13 protein-coding genes are annotated in these 20,519 nt (G+C 40.9%); 1 reads left to right on the plus strand and 12 read right to left on the minus strand.

The genetic code is table 11. The features are described 5' to 3' along the window. From HL290_RS13450 to HL290_RS13465, 4 genes are all read right to left on the minus strand, one after another. Positions 1-3,949, minus strand: a 3,949-nt coding sequence (locus HL290_RS13450; RefSeq protein ID WP_198496738.1) for an Ig-like domain-containing protein, incomplete at its 3' end; no start/stop codon positions are given. Between the two features lie 457 nt (positions 3,950-4,406). Further along, entirely contained in the window at positions 4,407-5,909 is a 1,503-nt protein-coding gene (locus tag HL290_RS13455) for a cation:proton antiporter (RefSeq protein WP_004639176.1), read from the minus strand. Positions 5,910-6,151: 242 nt separating this feature from the next. Next, positions 6,152-7,051 carry a neutral zinc metallopeptidase gene (locus HL290_RS13460; protein ID WP_198496739.1) on the minus strand — a complete coding sequence of 300 codons (900 nt, stop codon included), beginning with the start codon at positions 7,049-7,051 and terminating at the stop codon, positions 6,152-6,154. Positions 7,052-7,077: 26 nt separating this feature from the next. After that, complete coding sequence (locus tag HL290_RS13465; protein ID WP_198496740.1) at positions 7,078-8,007, minus strand: DUF808 domain-containing protein; 930 nt, start codon at positions 8,005-8,007, stop codon at positions 7,078-7,080. Positions 8,008-8,214: 207 nt separating this feature from the next. Between HL290_RS13465 and trpS the strand changes: the two genes are divergently transcribed. Further along, positions 8,215-9,228 (plus strand): tryptophan--tRNA ligase, encoded by a 1,014-nt coding sequence (gene trpS, locus HL290_RS13470; RefSeq protein ID WP_016137032.1) that lies wholly within the window; start codon positions 8,215-8,217, stop codon positions 9,226-9,228. Positions 9,229-9,627: 399 nt separating this feature from the next. On the opposite strand, the gene sucD is transcribed toward trpS, so the two are convergent. The 8 genes from sucD to sdhA form a co-directional block, all read right to left on the minus strand. Further along, positions 9,628-10,518: a succinate--CoA ligase subunit alpha gene (gene sucD, locus HL290_RS13475; RefSeq protein WP_003655479.1), complete on the minus strand. Its 891-nt coding sequence runs from the start codon at positions 10,516-10,518 to the stop codon at positions 9,628-9,630. Positions 10,519-10,532: 14 nt separating this feature from the next. Further along, positions 10,533-11,699, minus strand: a complete 1,167-nt coding sequence (gene sucC, locus HL290_RS13480) for an ADP-forming succinate--CoA ligase subunit beta (RefSeq protein ID WP_003655470.1) — start codon at positions 11,697-11,699, stop codon at positions 10,533-10,535. 147 nt (positions 11,700-11,846) lie between these two features. Continuing rightward, positions 11,847-13,289 carry a dihydrolipoyl dehydrogenase gene (gene lpdA, locus HL290_RS13485; protein ID WP_198496741.1) on the minus strand — a complete coding sequence of 481 codons (1,443 nt, stop codon included), beginning with the start codon at positions 13,287-13,289 and terminating at the stop codon, positions 11,847-11,849. 61 nt (positions 13,290-13,350) lie between these two features. After that, positions 13,351-14,541, minus strand: coding sequence for a 2-oxoglutarate dehydrogenase complex dihydrolipoyllysine-residue succinyltransferase (gene odhB / locus HL290_RS13490; RefSeq protein WP_003655463.1), 1,191 nt, complete (start codon positions 14,539-14,541; stop codon positions 13,351-13,353). Further along, a complete protein-coding gene (locus tag HL290_RS13495; RefSeq protein ID WP_004639167.1) occupies positions 14,541-17,381 on the minus strand; it encodes a 2-oxoglutarate dehydrogenase E1 component in 2,841 nt (946 codons plus the stop codon). Before HL290_RS13495 ends, odhB begins: the two co-directional genes overlap by 1 nt. A 157-nt stretch (positions 17,382-17,538) precedes the next feature. Then, entirely contained in the window at positions 17,539-17,667 is a 129-nt protein-coding gene (locus HL290_RS13505) for a hypothetical protein (RefSeq protein WP_002116082.1), read from the minus strand. A gap of 283 nt (positions 17,668-17,950) precedes the next feature. Then, on the minus strand, positions 17,951-18,661 hold the full coding sequence (locus tag HL290_RS13510) for a succinate dehydrogenase iron-sulfur subunit (protein ID WP_003655458.1): 711 nt from the start codon (positions 18,659-18,661) through the stop codon (positions 17,951-17,953). 14 nt (positions 18,662-18,675) lie between these two features. After that, complete coding sequence (sdhA, locus tag HL290_RS13515) at positions 18,676-20,511, minus strand: succinate dehydrogenase flavoprotein subunit (protein ID WP_003655456.1); 1,836 nt, start codon at positions 20,509-20,511, stop codon at positions 18,676-18,678. Between the last annotated feature and the right edge of the window lie 8 nt (positions 20,512-20,519).

Raw genomic sequence — 20,519 nt, forward strand, 5'->3', positions numbered from 1 at the left:
TGGCATTGATCGGATCAAGTACTGGTGCATTTGGTGCAACCGTATCAATCGTCACCACAGCGGTGTCTGTACCGACATTACCTGCTGCATCTGTTGCAGTCACAGTAATGGTGTGTGGACCATCAGTTAATACAGGCAAGGTATTGTCTGCAAGACTCCAGGTGCCATCACCATTGTTTACTGCCGGGTAGTCAGTGCCATCTACATTCACCACCACTGTTGCAGTCGGATCATTGACTGTACCGGTGAGTGCAGGTGTGCTGTCATTGGTTAACACATCATCAAGCGCGACCACTGGTGGCGTGATGTCCGCAGACACCACCCCTGAACCTGGCAATGAAGTATTGCCTGCAGGGTCAGTCGCTGTTGCTGTTACGGTTTGACCGTCAGTCAAGTCACCTGGGTTTGGTACTGACCAGCTACCATCTGTACCTGCAACTACAGTTGCTGTTGTACCGTCCGGGAAGCTGACTGTCACTGTTGAACCAGGTTCTGCTGTACCGCTCACTGGGTCAGTGGCATTGATTGGATCAAGTACTGGTGCATTTGGTGCAGTGGTATCTACTGTTACCACAGCGGTGTCTGTACCGACATTACCTGCTGCATCTGTTGCAGTCACAGTAATCGTGTGTGGACCATCGGTGAGTGCAGGCAAGGTATTGTCTGCAAGCGTCCAGGTGCCGTCACCGTTGTTCGTCGCTGGGTAATCAACACCATCCACATTCACAACCACAGTAGCATTAAAATCATTCACTGTACCGGTTAACGCTGGAGTACTGTCGTTGGTCAATAGATCATTAAGAGCGACTGTCGGCGCAAGCGCATCAACAATCCTTGTTGCAGGTGCTGAAGTGTTATTTGCTTGATCTGTCACTGTTGCAGTTATTATATCTCCATCATTAAGGCCAGGGTTTGGTACTGACCATGTGCCGTCCGGTCCTGCAACCACTGTTGCTGTCGTACCGTCAGGGAAGCTTACAGTCACTATCGCCCCAGGTTCTGATGTCCAGCCTGTGATTGGATCCCTACCATTAACTGGATCAACCTCAGGTTCTGGTGGTGCAATGGTATCCACCATAGCTGTTCCCGGTCCCGATGTATTGCCGGCAGGATCTGTTGCTGTTGCAGTCACCGTTTCGTAATCCGCCAGGGTGCCTGGGTTTGGTACCGTCCAACTGCCATCTGGACCTGCCACAACTGTTGCAGTCGCACCCTCAGGGAAAGGAAAGCTGACAGTCACTGTTGAACCAGGCTCTGCTGTACCAGTAATTGGATCTGTTCCGTTAACCGGGTCAATCACTGGTGCATTCGGTGCTATGGTATCAACTGTATAAGTTTGTGCATCGTTGACAGTACTGCTATTACCTGCCGCATCTGTAAACGTCACTTTCGCATCAATGGTTTTATCTGCATCTGCCGTTAAGCCACTACCCGGTACACTTACTGTCCATGTACCCGCTGTACTATCTACAGTTGCAGTATAAGTCACTCCATTAATAACAACAGTAACGGCTGTATTCGCCGCATCTGCAGGAATATCTTTAAGAACACCAGTAATCGTAACGTTACCAGCTTCTTCTGAGGCATTAATCACGTTGTCCGCTGTGACAGAGTCAACTGCAAAGTTAACACCATCTGTATTTGGACCAACTGCATCAACAATAGCTGTGCCCGGCAATGATGGGTTGCCTGCAGGGTCTGTAGCAATCGCTTCAACTTCATCGCCATCATTAAGACCTGGATTTGGCACAGTCCAGTTACCATCCGGTCCTGCAACTACACTTGCTGTACTGCCATCAGGATAAGTTACGGTCACTGTTGAACCAGGTTCTGCTGTACCTGTAATTGGATCTGTTCCGTTAACCGGGTCAATCACTGGTGCTGCTGGCGCTGTGGTATCAACTGTATATGTTTGTGTATCGTTAACAGTGCTGCTATTACCTGCCGCATCTGTAAACGTTACTTTCGCATCAATGGTTTTATCTGCATCTGCTGTTAAGCCACTGCCCGGTACACTTACTGTCCATGTACCCGCTGTACTATCTACAGTTGCAGTATAAGTCACCCCGTTAATAACAACAGTAACGGCTGTATTCGCCGCATCTGCAGGAATATCTTTAAGAACACCAGTAATCGTAACGTTACCAGCTGCTTCTGAGGCATTAATCACGTTGTCCGCTGTGACAGAGTCAACTGCAAAGTTAACACCATCTGTATTCGGACCAACTGCATCAACAATAGCTGTGCCCGGCAATGATGGGTTGCCTGCAGGGTCTGTAGCAATCGCTTCAACTTCATCGCCATCATTAAGACCTGGATTTGGCACAGTCCAGTTACCATCCGGTCCTGCAACTACACTTGCTGTACTGCCATCAGGATAAGTTACGGTCACTGTTGAACCAGGTTCTGCTGTACCTGTAATTGGATCTGTTCCGTTAACCAGGTCAATCACTGGTGCTGCTGGTGCTGTGGTATCAACTGTATATGTTTGTGTGTCGTTAACAGTACTGCTATTACCTGCCGCATCTGTAAACGTTACTTTCGCATCAATGGTTTTATCTGCATCTGCTGTTAAGCCACTGCCCGGTACACTTACTGTCCATGTACCCGCTGTACTATCTACAGTTGCAGTATAAGTCACCCCGTTAATAACAACTGTAACGGCTGTATTCGCCGCATCTGCCGGAACGTTTTTGAGAACACCGGTAATCGTAACGTTACCAGCTGCTTCTGAGGCATTAATCAAGTTGTCCGCTGTGACAGAGTCAACTGCAAAATTAACACCATCTGTATTCGGACCAACTGCATCAACAATAGCTGTACCAGGTAATGACGGATTACCTGCTGGGTCTGTAGCAATCGCTTCAACTTCATCGCCATCATTTAAACCTGGATTTGGTACAGTCCAAGTACCATCTGTACCTGCAACTACACTTGCTGTGCTACCGTCCGGATAAGTCACTGTTACTGTTGAACCAGGTTCTGCTGTACCCGTAATCGGGTCTACCCCGTTCACCGGGTCAATCACTGGCGCATTTGGTGCAGTGGTATCAACTGTATAAGTTTGCGTATCTTTAACAGTGCTGCTATTACCTGCCGCATCTGTAAACGTTACAGTCGCATCAATAGTTTTATCTGCATCTGCAGCTAAACCGCTACCTGGTACGCTTACACTCCAAGTACCTGCAACCTTGTCTACAATTGCGGTGTACTCTTGACCATTGATTACAACGGTTACTACAGTATTTGCCGCATCTGCTGGAATGTTTTTCAAAATACCAGTAATCGTGACATTACCTGCTGCCTCTGATGCATTAATTACATTATCAGATGTAACTGGATTAACCGAGAAAGTAACGCCATCTGTATTTGGTGGTGTTGTGTCGGTAGGTGTTGAAGAGTCGTCATCATTGCTATCACTGTTTGATGCTGCTGCGATAATACCACCCGCAACTAATGGAATAGCCCATAACCATGGGTTTATGCCACCATCGTGATAAAGCAATGGTTCAATTGAAGAAATAGGCTGATAAATAACATCAGACACCAGCTCTTGTGGTGCCTCTGCAGGTAAAGCCGCGGGTAAATCTTCAGCTACGAGTGCTTGTGGTTCAACATCACTGTCGGCATCAGCATCGGCATCAGCATCCGCGTCTGCATCATTTTCAGCATCTTTGAATTTTGCCCAGATTAACTGTCCATTTTCGTCTTGAAAAACAAGGCTGTTATCTTTAGGCTCAGCTGTTCCACTAAAAAAGCCTTCAATAACAATTGTCTCGCCATTTTTCAGGCGAATGACTGCATTGGTTCCCTCCCTATTCACTACCAATACATCACTGGCAGCCACTTTTACTAATACCACCGACGCTTCTGTAAGCGATGCGGAAGTTCCCTTGATGGTTGACAAGGTGTCGTGACTATCCTTGGCAATTATTTGTATTTCAGGCATATCTGTATTCCTTTTATATTATTGATTTAAATGATTTTATGTATAATTCTTTTTACTTAATGTTTTCAAGTTTTTGACCTACAACTTAAAAACATTAAGTAATGTGATCATTTTTACATTAACCACTTTAAAATAAAAAAAACAAATACTAAAGTACCTACAGAAAAAATTTTAATTAATACAAATTATATATAAGTCTTCTTTAAGTTTTTCTTGTGTTAATTTAATGAAAAATTGCGTTAAATGTTTTATATATAAAACAAATTTCTTATTTTATTATTTACCATTTGTTGAAATGTCATTTAATTAAAATATTCATATAACAATTATTAATATCTTAATAAAATAAAATATATCATTAATGATATATATAGAAAAAAAAGGCTTTAGGTAATATTTTACTATTACACTAAAACCTAATTTTTAAATATCTTATAAAATTTAAAACTGCAAATATTTAGAAATTATCAGGACTCTCAAATCGTTTTACTTCTTGTAACTTATTTGGGTCATGCATTGTTGCAATTCCATCTTCAGTTTTTTGGTCTACCAGAATATCCGGATTAAAAACGGTAATCGTTTCTCTACCCAGTGCATCCTCTCCAACAATATATTGAAAGCCTCTCCGATTCATCTTATGACACAATCTTTGATATAGACCTTTTAGTCCTTCGGTTTCTTCATTCGGATTGTAATAGAAAGCATTCATCACAGCAGGCAGACCCAGACCACATACAATGCCTGACAACAACACACTAATAAAAGTATAGCCAATCAGGATACTACTATATGGACTTAATGCGGGAATATTGGCAACTGCCAAAATCAATGCAAGTGAAATTCCGCCTCGTACCCCACCCCAAGATAGAATCGTTAGACTACCATTATAACTTTTCATTTTCCGCATGTTCGGGAAAAAGGCAAAAGCCATAAAGTTGGCAGCAAAACGAGAGATATGAAGTATAAAGAATGCAACAATACCACCTAAAATTAGGCTAAAGTTTAAATCAAGAATAAATAACTCTAAGCCAATTAAAGTAAACAGGAATGAGTTGATGATTCCTTCTACGGTATGCCAAAAATGATTAACTTCTTGAATCTCTCGCTCTTCTCGTATTTCTTTCCATTTGTTTCCAACAATTAAACCGCCAATTACACAAGCAATAGGTGCTGATGCATGTGCAAACAAAGCAACCAAATATGCTCCACTCGCGAGCAAAGCTGTTGTTAAAATCAGAGACTCCATTTCGTGTTTACCACGTAATAGACGTAACACCCCTACCCCAAATGCCCAACCAATCCCGACTGCAACAACAATTTCATAGAGTAAAGCTTCTAGTGTCGCTATCAACGAAAAATGTTCACCCTGTAAAACATTAAGCAAGGTCATAAACAATGCAATACACATTGCATCATTAAATAGTGACTCGCCTTCTAGCTTAACAATCAAATGATGCGGGGCACGAATCGAACTAAGTACACCTTTAATACCAATAGGGTCTGTTGCCCCTAAAGCTGCACCTAAAAGTAAAAGCACCAAAATTGGCACATGATATCCAACCAGTAGTTGGAACCCATAGAGCAATCCACCAAATAAAACGGCGCAAATGACTAATGCAATGGTGGCCAAAATACTGATTTGCTTCCAGTAACTCCTTAAATCAGAAATTTTAAATTTAAGTGCTGAAGAAGTTAGAATAAAACAGATCACCCCATTAATTAAAAAATCGTAAAAGTCGATATTGCGTACTACTTCCTCAATATGGTGGATATTGATGGTAATAAATTCGTTACCATTTAACAGACTAGCCCCCCATTGCAAAATAAAGACAAAAATTGCCGAAACCAGAGGTACACCAATAGCCTGTGGAAAGCCCAAAATACGCTTATTAAAAATCGTGGTGGCTATTGAGAGCGCAAAAACCACTGTAAGTGCTTGTAGTAGAAAAAAATTACCCATGAATACCCTTCTTCTGGGTCAACGACCAAATAAAAGAAACTTTGCTAGATCGACCAAACTGAACAAAAAAGCTGGCATTAACAATGCCATAATCTTAAAAACAAAAACTAGGACACAAGTTTAACGAATTGATTGAACAATCTATCACTCTGTTAAATTTCTTAACATTATTTATAGTTATGATCTAAAGAAAAATGGATGAGCTTCTTAAATATGTTTAACAAGACTCACCCTATAGAATCTTAAACTGGATTATTAAAAGTATCACATTGGTTAATATCGCCAGTTTTTAAACCGACCTGAAACCAGTGCATTCGCTGTTCACTACTACCATGAGTAAAGCTATCTGGAACAACCTGACCAGTAGAGCGCTTCTGTAAATAATCATCTCCAATTTTTTGAGCAGCATCCATCGCTTCTTCAATGTCACCTTGCTCTAAAAATTGAGTACGTTGCTGATTATGACTCGCCCAAATACCAGCCAAACAATCAGCTTGCAACTCTTGGCGAACAGATAATTGATTACCTTCTCTTTGGCTCACTTGTGCACGGGCTTGTTGTACTTGTGAAGAAATACCAAGCAAGGTTTGAACATGATGCCCTACCTCATGTGCAACAACATAAGCTTGAGCAAAATCGCCTGCCTGATCTTGTCTGGAAAGTTCAGATTGATTTTGCTCACCAGAAATCCCCATTTGCTGACGCATATCTTTAAAGAATTCTGTATCGATATAAACCTTCTGGTCTGCCGGACAATAAAATGGCCCCATTGCAGATTGCGCAGTACCACACCCAGACTGAATCATTCCACTAAACAATACTAATCTTGGCGGCGTATATGTTTTACCTAACTGTTTAAATATAGGAGTCCACGTATCCTCTGTATCAGCCAAAACAGTTCCAACAAAATCAGAGGCTTCTTTTTGCTCGGCTGTTAAACTTTCTGGTGCAGTTGCATTTGACTGTTGTGATGCAGTGACCTGCTGAGTTGCCTGATAAGCTTGTTGTGGATCAACCCCAAAAAACTTCCACGCAACAAATGCAACAACCAAACCAATAATGCTGATACCACCTGCTCTAACACCGCCACCACCTCGACGATCTTCAACATTGGTACTAATTCGACGACCTTTCCAGCGCATAATTTCCCTCTTATTTTAGAATGGCATCATGAACCCGATGCTTTTTTTGGCCACATTTTTTGTATTAAGCTCACAATTAATAAAACAATTGCACCAGCAACCAGTCCTATTACAAAGTTAACCAGTGTCGGTGTTAAAGCACCAATGATATTTCCTACCGCTGGTATAGTCTCAACATGGTCCACTGTATTTTCAGTTAAATGATGTAGTAAAGGAATAGTATGATTAATGATCCCTCCCCCTACCAAAAACATTGCAATAGTGCCGACAATAGAAAGTAACTTCATCAAAACAGGTGCAAATGCGAGCAAGCCACGACCTAAAGTCTGCTTAAAAGATGCTGTTTGATCTGTTAGATATAATCCAAGATCATCAATCTTAACAATCATGGCAACCAAGCCATAAACACCAATTGTCATCACAACTGCAATAATGCTGAGTACACTTACTTTAGTCATTAAGGTAGCAGTAGCAACGGTACCCAGAGAGATCACAACAATTTCTGCAGATAAAATAAAGTCTGTGCGAACAGCACCTTTGATTTTATCTTTTTCAAATGTTGCTAAGTCTAATTCTTCATTTTCAAACTCTGCTTTGGCCTCCTCAGGAGTAGAGGACTTTTTATGCATAATGGTATGAATAACTTTTTCCACTCCCTCATAACATAAAAATAAGCCACCTAGCATTAACAAAGGGTTAATGAGCCAAGGTGCAACCACACTAATTAATAATGCTAAAGGAACTAAAATAAGTTTATTAACAAATGAGCCTTTAGCCACTTTCCAAACAATAGGAAGCTCACGATCTGCACGAACACCTGTGACTTGCTGAGCATTCAAGGCTAAATCGTCACCTAAAACTCCGGCAGTTTTCTTTGCTGCCATTTTGCTCATTAAAGCAACGTCATCTAAAATTGTTGCAATATCATCTAGTAATAAAAGTAAGCCACTTGCCATTTCTTATCCAAGTTTGTATTTATTACGCTATTGTAAGATGATTTTTTTGAATTTCTGTAATTTTACTGAATAAATTCACAATATTATTTTAAGAAAAGTTTACCCAATCGCTGACGAATTTTTTTTATTTCCCGTACAATAATGCCAATCTTTTATATTGCAGGGCTTACTACCCCTGATTAAGCCAATAAGACAGTGGAATAAATAATGAGTAATGTTGATCAGCGTCCAATTATTTTGACAGGCGACCGCCCAACCGGACAACTTCATCTTGGGCATTTTGTCGGTTCTTTGCGTTCTCGTGTAGGTTTACAGGATAGCCATCATCAACATCTCTTATTAGCAGATGCTCAAGCATTAACAGACAATGCAGATAATCCAGATAAAGTCCGTCGCAATATTTTGGAAGTTGCTCTAGATTATTTAGCTGTAGGCATTGATCCAACAAAAACCACGATTTGCGTACAATCATGCTTGCCAGCACTGAATGAGCTCACCATGCTCTATCTTAACTTCGTGACGGTTGCACGCTTAGAACGTAACCCGACCATTAAGTCTGAAATTCAAATGCGCGGTTTCGAGCGTGACATTCCGGCTGGTTTCCTCTGCTACCCTGTTGCACAAGCTGCTGACATTACTGCTTTCAAAGCGACTGTGGTTCCAGTGGGTGAAGATCAGATTCCAATGATTGAACAAACCAATGAAATTGTACGTCGAATAAATCGTCAAATTGGCCAAGACCTTTTACCTGAATGTAAAGCTTTGCTTTCAAATATGGCACGCTTACCTGGTTTTGATGGCAAGGCAAAAATGTCTAAATCATTAGGCAATACCATTGTTTTAAATGCTTCTGATAAAGACATCAAAAAAGCTGTAAATGCAATGTATACCGATCCAAATCATCTTCGTATTGAAGATCCAGGTCAGGTTGAAGGAAACATTGTATTTACTTATTTAGATGCATTTGATCCAAATAAAGAAGAAGTTGAAGAATTAAAAGCGCATTATCGTCGCGGCGGTCTAGGTGATGGAACTGTTAAAAAACGTCTTGAAGGTGTTTTGAAAGAATTGATTAGCCCTATCCGTGAACGTCGTGAAGAACTTGCTAAAGATCCTGACTACATTATGGATGTTTTACGTCAAGGTACAGATAAATGCCGTCTTATTACTCAACAGACCTTAGATGAAGTTAAAGATGGCTTAGGATTATTTAAATTCTAATGCTATTTATAACTAAAAGCCCTTCGGGGCTTTTTTTATGCTTATTTAATCCATAGTATTAATTTTTTAGAATTACTAATGTATCCACTATCATTCACATGCTTTTACCCTATTAACGTGAAGTAACACTTATTAACGCTAATAGCGATGAAGAATTTCTTAACTATCTCTATTATTTGTTATGTAGGTTACATTATATGAACCTCACGACATTTCTCCTTAAACCGAAACTGTTTTTACAGATTCGTTGTTCTACGCAATGATCACCCCAATCATTGCGTATTTTTTTGCTTAAACATTTTATTTTGTCTTGTTTAGAAATTTTATTTTTGATTTATAGATAAAAAAACACCGCATCATTTTCAGATGCGGTGTTTTTTAAGATTCAGGATAAAGCGATTAAGCTAAACCTTTCTCTTTTAAAACTTGCAACATTGTTGAACCAAGCTCAGCTGGGCTACGAGTGTAAGCCATTCCCGCGCGTTCAAATGCAGCGAATTTTTCTTCAGCAGTACCTTGACCGCCAGAAATGATCGCACCAGCGTGACCCATACGCTTACCTTTAGGTGCAGTTACACCAGCAATGTAACCTACTACAGGCTTAGTCACGTTAGATTTGATGAATTCAGCAGCTTCTTCTTCCGCTGTACCACCGATCTCACCGATCATGATGATAGCATCAGTATCTGGATCGTCTTGGAACAATTGAAGAGCTTCGATTTGGTTCATACCTGGGATTGGGTCACCACCAATACCGATACAAGTAGATTGACCTAAACCAAGCTTAGTTGTTTGAGCAACAGCTTCATAAGTCAATGTACCTGAACGTGAAATGATACCAATACGACCTGGTTGGTGGATGTGACCAGGCATAATACCGATCTTACATTCACCCGGAGTGATCACGCCTGGGCAGTTAGGACCAACTAAACGAGTACCGTTACCGTTAGTTTCTAAGTAGCGTTTTGCTTTAAGCATGTCGATTGTTGGAACACCTTCAGTGATCACAACAATTAGGCCAACACCTGAATCAACCGCTTCAACGATAGAGTCTAAAACGAATGGAGCTGGTACATAGATTACAGATGCATCTGCATTTGTTTCACGTACAGCTTCTTTCATTGTGTTGAATACTGGCAAGTCAAGGTGAGTTGTACCACCTTTACCTGGAGTAACACCACCAACAACTTTTGTACCGTAGTCTAAAGCTTGTGCAGAGTGGAAAGTACCGTTTTTACCAGTAAAACCTTGTACCAATACTTTAGTGTCTTTATTAATTAATACGCTCATGATTGATACTCCCCTTACGCTTTAACTGCAGCTACAACTTTTTCTGCGGCATCAGACAAGCCGTTCGCAGAAATTAATTTCAAACCAGATTCATCAAGTAATTTAGCACCTAACTCAGCGTTGTTACCTTCTAAACGAACAACAACTGGAACAGTTACGTTTACTTCTTGAACCGCTGCAATAATCGCTTCAGCAATCATGTCACAACGTACGATACCACCAAAGATGTTAATTAAAACACCTTGTACAGATGTATCAGCAAGGATGATTTTGAACGCTTCGATTACACGTTCTTTAGTTGCACCGCCACCAACGTCAAGGAAGTTTGCAGGCTGACCACCATAAAGTTTAATGATGTCCATAGTTGCCATTGCAAGACCAGCACCGTTAACCATACAACCAATGTTACCTTCTAAAGCAACATAGTTAAGATCAAATTCAGATGCTTTTAATTCACGCTCATTCTCTTGAGATTTGTCACGTAAAGCAGCAACTTTAGGTAAACGGTAAAGCGCGTTAGAGTCGATACCAACTTTTGCATCTACACATAAAATATCGCCATTTTCACGAACTGAAAGTGGGTTAATTTCGAATAATGCAAAGTCATTTTCTACAAATGCTTGGTAAGCAGCAGCCATAATTTTAACAAACTGGCTGATTTGCTTGTCTTTCAAACCTAAAGCAAACGCAACTTCACGCGCTTGGAATGGTTGTAAGCCAACTAATGGATCAACTTCAACTTTGATAATTTTTTCTGGAGTTTCTTCTGCAACTTTCTCGATTTCTACACCACCTTCTGTAGAAGCCATGAAAGTAATACGACGGCTAGAACGGTCTACAACCGCACCCAAGTAAAGCTCACGCTCAACTGGGTATACGTCTTCAGCAACAATAATGCTGTTTACTGGTTGACCATTTGCATCAGTTTGATACGTTACAAGACGAGTACCAATAATGTTGTTTGCAAATTCGATAACATCTTCTTTAGATTTTGCAACTTTAACGCCACCAGCCTTACCACGACCACCAGCATGAACTTGCGCTTTCATTACCGCGAATTTACCACCAAGCTGTTCGAATGCAGCAACTGCTTCGTCTGCATTGGTTGCCAAGATACCTTCTTGTACCGGCATACCATATTCTTTCAATAACGCTTTAGCTTGATACTCATGTAAGTTCATTTAGTTACCTACTTAACTTTGTTTGTTGTCTTCAATTTGCGCAACATTCTCATGTTGTATATGCAAATTGCTGTCTACCTCTATCACCTTGATGTTTTTTTAATCACACCATCAAATGTGAAAAAGAGCGGAGAACCGCTCTTTATTTTATTTACGCTTACGTTGAATCGCGTGAATTGCACGACCATCTACAGCAAGTGCAGCTTCATGAACAACTTCAGAGAATGTTGGATGACCAAATGTCATTAACTGAAGGTCTTCAACAGAAGATACAAATTCAAGTGCGATCATACCTTGGTGTACGATATCAGATGCAGCAGGTCCAATGACATGCATACCTAATAAACGGTCAGTTTTTGCATCAGCAACGAACTTAACGAAACCAGCACCTTCACCCGCAGCTAAAGCACGACCATTTACAGCAAAACCGAATTGACCAGTTTTAACTTCATGACCTTTTTCTTTAGCTTGTTCTTCAGTTAAACCAACCCATGCCGCTTCCGGATGTGTATAGATAACAGAAATGATTGTGTCATAGTTCACTTGAGCTGCATGACCGTGGATACGCTCAACAGCCATTACACCTTCTTCCATTGCTTTATGAGCAAGCATTGGACCGCGAACCAAGTCACCAATTGCATATACACCTTCTACAGAAGTTGCACAGTAATCGTTTACTTCAACTAGACCACGTTCAGTCAATTTAATACCTGAATCGTCTGCCAACAAACCTTCTGCATAAGCTTTACGGCCTACACAAACGATTAATTTGTCAAAAGTCTGAGTTTTTTCTTCGCCACCTTGAGTATATTTAACAGTCACTTCGCGACCATTAACTTCAGTACCAGCAACTTTAGCGCCAATACGAATATCAAGACCTTGCTTAGTTAAAAGTTTTTGGTAGTCTTTTGCCAAAGCCTTATCAGCCATTGGTAAAAATGCATCCATTGCTTCAAATACAACAACTTCAGAACCAAGACGACGCCAAACAGAACCAAGCTCTAAACCGATTACACCAGCACCAATAACACCTAAACGTTTAGGTACTTCTGGGAAGTTTAATGCGCCAGTTGAATCAACAATAATATCTTGATCTACAGGAGCTACAGGAGCTACAGGAATATTTACAGGTACAGAACCAGATGCAAGAATCACATATTTAGGTTCTAAAACTTGAGTCTCACCTTCGTGTGAAACAAACTCAACTTTTTTACCAGCAAGTAATTTACCAGTACCTTTTAACCATTCAATACCGTTGCCTTTAAGCAATTGATCGATACCACCAGTTAATTGGTCAACAATTTTGTCTTTACGAGCAAGAAGCTTAGCAAGATCAAAATTCACTTCACCTGTAGTAATACCGTGATCAGCTAAATGATGCACTGTATCTTCATAACGATGTGAAGAGTCAAGTAATGCTTTAGAAGGGATACAACCTACGTTTAAGCATGTACCACCTAAAGATGGCTTACCGTTGTGAATACGTTTTTCGATACAAGCGACTTTAAAGCCTAGTTGAGCAGCACGAATTGCAGCTTCATAACCACCAGGACCACCGCCAATAACAACAAGATCAAATTGTTGAGACATTGTTTATCTCCATGGTCCGAGATAGAGGATCACTCTATCTCGGTAATATTATTCGAAGAAATTAAAGATCAAGGATGAGTTTAGCTGGTTCTTCTAACAATTCTTTGATTGCTACCAAGAAACCTACTGCTTCTTTACCATCGATCATACGGTGGTCATAAGAAAGCGCTAAATACATCATTGGCAAGATTTCAACTTGACCATTTACAGCCATAGGACGCTCTTGGATTTTGTGCATACCCAAGATACCAGTTTGCGGCTGATTCAAAATTGGAGTTGAAAGTAATGAACCGAAAGTACCACCGTTAGTGATAGTGAAAGTACCACCAGTCATTTCTTCGATAGATAATTTACCATCGCGCGCTTTAGCAGCATAAGCACCAATACCTGCTTCAACTTCTGCATAGCTCATACGATCAGTATCACGTAATACTGGAACAACAAGACCACGATCAGAAGATACTGCAACACCGATGTCATAGTAACCATGATAAACAATATCGTCGCCATCAATTGAAGCATTTACCGCAGGATAGCGCTTAAGTGCTTCAGTTACAGCTTTAACAAAGAATGACATGAAGCCTAAACGAGCACCATGGCGTTTTTCAAACGCATCTTTATATTGCTTACGCAATTCCATGATTGGCTTCATGTTAACTTCGTTAAATGTAGTTAACATTGCAGTTTCTTGAGTTGCAGAAAGAAGACGCTCAGCTACACGCTTACGTAAACGAGTCATTGGAACGCGTTTTTCGATACGCTCACCAACAGCTACGCTTAACGGAGTAACGTTAGCAGCTGGTTTAGTTTGATGGTTTGCCACATCTTCTTTAGTGATACGACCACCGCGACCAGTACCTTGTACGTCAGCAGCAGCAATACCAGTTTCAGACAAAGCTTTACGAACTGCAGGAGCTTGACCAGATACAGCTTCAGTGCGCTCAACAACAGGAGCTGCACCAGCTTGAGTTTGAGCAACTGCTTGCTCTACTGCAGGAGCAGCCGCTGCACCAGCACCAGCTTCAAACTGAGCAATCACTTCGTCAGAAAGAACTGTATCGCCTTCACCTTTAATGATTGCAACTAAGCTACCATCTGCAGGAGCAACCACTTCTAAAACAACTTTGTCGGTTTCAATATCACAGATTACTTCATCACGTGATACAGGTTCACCCACCTTTTTATGCCAAGTCGCGATGGTTCCATCTGCAACTGACTCTGGGAATACCGGTGCTTTAATTTCGGTTGCCATTATTGAGAATCTCCTGATTGTTCAGCTTCGATTGCCAATGCATCATTAATTAGCTGAGCTTGTTGTTTTGCATGCAAGTACGGTGAGCCACAAGCTGGTGCAGCAGAAGCTTCACGACCTGCAAAACTGATACGGATTTGTTTGCCAGATTTTAAGATATCGTCGTATAAACGAGGTGCGATAAATAACCAAGCGCCTTGGTTCTTCGGCTCTTCTTGTGTCCAAACAAGTTCTTTCACGTTTGGATATGCAGCCAAGATTTCCGCAAGACGTTGTTCTGGGTATGGATATAACTGTTCAATACGTACAATTGCGACGTTAGTTAAGTTTTGTTCACGACGTTTTTCGAGTAAGTCGTAATAAACTTTACCACCACAAAGTACAAGACGAGTTACATCTGACTTGTTAATTTGATCGATTTCGTCAATTACAGTCTGGAATGAACCATTTGCAAGCTCTTCTAAAGTAGAAGTAGCAAGTTTATGACGAAGTAAAGATTTCGGTGACATTACGATCAATGGCTTACGAATTGGGCGTACAGCTTGACGACGTAATGCATGGAAAATCTGTGCAGGTGTCGTTGGAGTGATCACTTGCATGTTATCTTCAGCACATAACTGTAAGAAACGTTCTAAACGAGCTGACGAATGCTCTGGGCCTTGACCTTCGAAACCGTGTGGTAACAACATTGTCAAACCACAAACACGTTCCCACTTAGTCTCGCCAGAAGCAATAAACTGGTCAATTACAACCTGAGCGCAGTTTACGAAGTCACCAAATTGTGCTTCCCAAATAATTAAGCTCTTAGGAATTGTAGTTGCATAACCATATTCAAATGCAAGAACAGCTTCTTCAGATAATAAAGAATCGTAAATTGCAAAACGAGGCTGGTTTTCTTTGACATTGCAAAGTGGAATATATGTTGAACCATCTACCTGATTATGCAATTTTGCATGACGGTGTGAGAATGTACCACGCCCAACGTCTTCACCAGTAATACGAACAAGGTAATCTTCATCGATCAAGGTTGCGTAAGCTAAAGTTTCAGCAGCGCCCCAGTTCAATGCAATTTCACCAGTTTGCATTTTCACACGATCTTCAATTACTTTTTGCACTTGACGCTGCATAACAAATCCTTCCGGAAGTTTGCTCATGCCCTCGCCTAATTCTTTTAAGCGATTTAAGTCAAATGAAGTATCCCAATCGTCTGTGTAGTCATGGCCCAAATATGGCGTCCAATCAACAAACATTTTCGTATTTGGTTCAAGTACTAAAGCATTTGCCACATGGTTTCCGGCTTCTAAATCTGCACGGTAATCTTCAACCATTTGGTCTGCTTCAGCACGATCAATTACTTTTTGTTGAACAAGCTGATCTGAATAGAGTGTACGAGTTGTTGCTTTTTTAGCAATCACTTGATACATCAATGGTTGTGTACCAGATGGCTCATCTGCTTCGTTATGACCACGACGACGGTAACAGAACAAGTCAAGCACAACATCTTTACGGAATTCGTGACGGAAATCATGTGCTAATTGAGTAGCAAAGATTACTGCTTCAGGATCATCGCCATTCACATGGAATATTGGCGTCTGAATCATTTTTGCAACGTCAGTACAATATTCAGTAGAACGCGCATCACGTGGATCAGAAGTTGTAAAACCAACTTGGTTGTTTACGATAATGTGTACAGTACCACCAACCGTATAGCCACGAGTTTGTGACATCTGGAAGGTTTCCATGTTCACACCTTGACCTGCAAATGCAGCATCACCATGAACAATTACTGGCAATACATCATCACCGCCGATGTCTCTACGACGCACTTGACGTGCACGCACAGAACCTTCAACTACAGGACCAACGATTTCCAAGTGAGATGGGTTAAATGCTAATGCCAAGTGAACTTCACCACCTGGAGTCATTACATTACTTGAGAAACCTTGATGGTATTTAACGTCGCCAGAACCTTTCTTATGAATAGCTTTACCTTCAAACTCACCAAACAAGTCCGCAGGGTTTTTACCCATAATATTAACAAGAAGGTTTAAACGGCCACGGTGTGGCATACCAATAACAACTTCTTTACAACCAACAGCACCAGCACGTTGAATGATTTCATTCACCATAGGAATAAAAGATTCACCACCTTCTACACCAAAGCGTTTAGCACCAACGTATTTATTACCTAGGAATTTTTCAAGCCCTTCTGCAGCGGTTAAACGCTCCAAGAACCCTTTCTTTTGATCATTTGTAAAATTAAGCTGACCACGAACACTTTCAAGACGTTGTTGAATCCAACGCTTTTCTTTTGTGTCCACGATATGCATATATTCAACACCGATTGAACCACAATAGATTGCTTCCATTGCTTCAATCATTTCAGCAAGCGTTGCTTCGCTTTTTCCAATCTCAAGATTGCCTGTGTTGAATACTGTGTCTAAATCTGATTTGGTTAAACCATGTGCTGAAAGATCTAAATCAGGAATATCTTCACGCTTAGCAAGACCTAATGGATCTAATTTAGCTTTTTGATGTCCACGATTACGATAAGCAGCAATAAGTTGTAAAACGCCAATTTGACGACGTTCATGCTCAGTACTTACCGTACTTTGTACAACAGGTTGAACACGATTAGCATTACGTCCTAGTAATAGGAATTGCTCACGCACAGCGCCGTGTGGTTGGTCACCCTTTGGATATTTATCGAAATATTGGCGCCAGTCCTCAGCTACAGAGGTTGGGGAAGACAGGTACTGCTCGTAAAGTTCTTCAATATACGCTGCACTATCAGCGGAAAGTTCAGTGTCAAGACGCAATGCGTCAGCAACTTCTTGCATTTGTGGACCCATTTCCTATTGCAAAAAATATTACAGGCTGCCTTTTAAGCACACCCATGATGCATAATGCCAAATTGGTAAAAAAGGCACTACTTACCCAACAGGTCTTTAAGACCATGGGGCGTCATACTACCTAGAGAGGAAACTCCATAGGTAATTAATGAATCACAACACCCTCAATGGCATCATCACTCACCTTATACTCGATTAAAACCGAGCAATTTTTTGCAAATCTTTTTAGAAAAATTAACTTTAAAATTAACTTTTCTAAAATGACTTTAACCATAAAAATTAAGCACAGATCTAAGATCGTGCTACTTAAATTAATTTCACTAGTATACGCTTTTTTCACCTATAACTTTGTGGCAAATCGTATCATGTTCTTAACGAACGATTGATTTTTTTGACACATACCACCTATAAACTGGCGAAATACATATGCGATTTTATCTTTTAATATATGGTGCAATATATAAAAACCTCATCTTTTTCGACCAAAGTCTAAAGTTTACATTATAAAGTTAAAAAAAAACGCACATCAAGGATGTGCGCTCTCTATTTGTGCAGAATTAACCCGCTTGATCTAATAGCATATTACGGATGTGACCGATTGCTTTTGTAGGATTTAGACCTTTAGGACATACTGACACACAGTTCATAATACCTTTACAACGGAACAAACTGAATGGATCGTCAAGACGAGACAAACGGTCTGCAGTAGCAGTATCACGAGAATCAATAATAAAACGGTATGCATTCAACAATGCTGAAGGACCCAAGAACTTGTCAGGGTTCCACCAGAATGATGGGCATGAAGTTGAACAACATGCACAAAGAATACATTCATACAAACCGTTTAAGTGTTCACGCTCTTCTGGAGATTGTAAACGCTCTTTAGGTGGAGCTGGTTGGTTATTGATCAAGAATGGCTGAATCTTGTCATATTGATCATAGAATTGGTTCATATCAACAACCAAATCTTTAACTACCGGCAAACCTGGTAATGGACGAATTACGATTTTCTCTGGTAAATCATTCAGGTTTTCTAAACAAGCCAAACCATTTTTACCATTGATATTCACACCATCTGAACCACAAATACCTTCACGGCAAGAGCGACGGAATGTTAACGTTTCGTCTTGAACTTTCAATGCAAGTAATGCATCAAGCAACATACGGTGCTTATCAGTCAATTCAAGCTTGAAAGTTTGCATGTACGGCGCTTTATCCTTATCAGGATCATAGCGGTAGATTTCGAATGTACGAGTACCTCTACTCATCTTTATACTCCCGATTAGAATGTACGTGGTGCTGGCGGAATTGCATCAACAGTCAACGGTTTGAAGCGCACTGGCTTATATTCCAAACGGTTATCTGATGAATACCATAACGTATGTTTCATCCACTCATCATCACGGCGACCGTATGAATAAGTTGGGTGATCAGCTGGTAATTCATAATCAACTACAGTATGCGCACCACGACACTCTTTACGCGCAGCAGCTGAAATCAGAGTTGCTTTTGCAACTTCATACAAGTTTTCAACTTCAAGTGCTTCAACACGCGCAGTGTTAAATACTCTAGATTTATCTTTCAAGTGGATATTACGCACACGTGGCTCAAGAGCAAGAATCTCTTTTACACCCTTATCAAGCAATGCTTGAGTACGGAATACACCAGCGTGATCTTGAACGATATCACGAATTACATCAGCAACTTCTTGAGCATTTTCACCAGAAGTTGAGTCATCCAACTTACGTACACGAGCTAGTGTTTGCCCCAATACATCTGTTGGAAGTGGTGCGTATTCATCACCATGATGCTTAGTTACGTAATCGATAATGTGCTCACCAGCAGCTTTACCAAATACAACCAAGTCAAGAAGTGAGTTCGTACCTAAACGGTTTGCACCATGTACTGATACACAAGAACATTCGCCAATTGCATAGAAACCTTTTACAGGTTTAGTGTAGTTGTCTGTACCCACTTCAGGTAAACACACCTGACCATGCATATTCGTAGGAATACCACCCATTTGATAATGGATTGTTGGTACTACAGGAATCGCTTCTTTTGTGATATCAACGTTCGCGAATTTTTTACCAATCTCAAATACAGATGGTAAACGCTTCATGATTGTTTCAGCACCCAAGTGAGTCATATCAAGTAAGATATAATCACCTTTTGGACCACAACCACGACCTTCTTTAATTTCCTGGTCCATAGAACGTGAAACGAAGTCACGTGGAGCCAAGTCTTTTAAAGTCGGTGCATAACGTTCCATGAACGGTTCGCCGTCTTTATTACGAAGGATTGCACCTTCACCACGACAACCTTCGGTCAACAATACACCAGCGCCCGCAACACCCGTTGGGTGGAATTGCCAGAACTCCATATCTTGCAATGGAATACCAGCACGAGCAGCCATACCAAGACCGTCACCAGTGTTGATATAAGCATTTGTTGATGCACGGTAAACACGACCAGCACCACCTGTAGCAAATAATGTCGCTTTTGCTTGGAATACTGAAATGTTACCAGTTTCTTGGTCAATCGCTGTTACACCAAGAACATCACCAGCTTCGTTACGGATCAAATCAAGAGCGATCCACTCAACGAAGAATTGAGTACCCATTTTCACGTTGCTTTGATAAAGCGTATGCAATAATGCATGACCTGTACGGTCCGCAGCTGCACAAGCACGTGGAACTGGTTTATCACCATAGTTAGCAGAGTGACCACCGAACGGACGTTGGTAAATTGTACCATCCGCGTTACGGTCAAACGGCATACCCATGTGTTCAAGTTCATACACAACTTTTGGCGCTTCACGACACATAAATTCAATTGCGTCTTGATCACCTAACCAGTCAGAACCTTTTACTGTATCGTAAAAATGGAAATGCCAGTTATCTTCTTGCATATTACCTAACGACGCACCGATACCACCTTGAGCAGCTACAGTGTGCGAACGTGTCGGGAAAACTTTAGTCAGTACTGCAACTTTCAAACCCGCTTGAGCGAGTTGGTAAGATGCACGCATACCAGAACCACCACCACCAACGATAACTGCATCGAAAGTGAGGTTTTGAATATTTGAATAATCTTCTTTAGGGGTTATCGCGCCCATGATGTCTT

Source organism: Acinetobacter sp. AC1-2 (assembly GCF_016124155.1).
In the GTDB taxonomy this organism is placed as follows: Bacteria; Pseudomonadota; Gammaproteobacteria; order Pseudomonadales; family Moraxellaceae; genus Acinetobacter; species Acinetobacter calcoaceticus.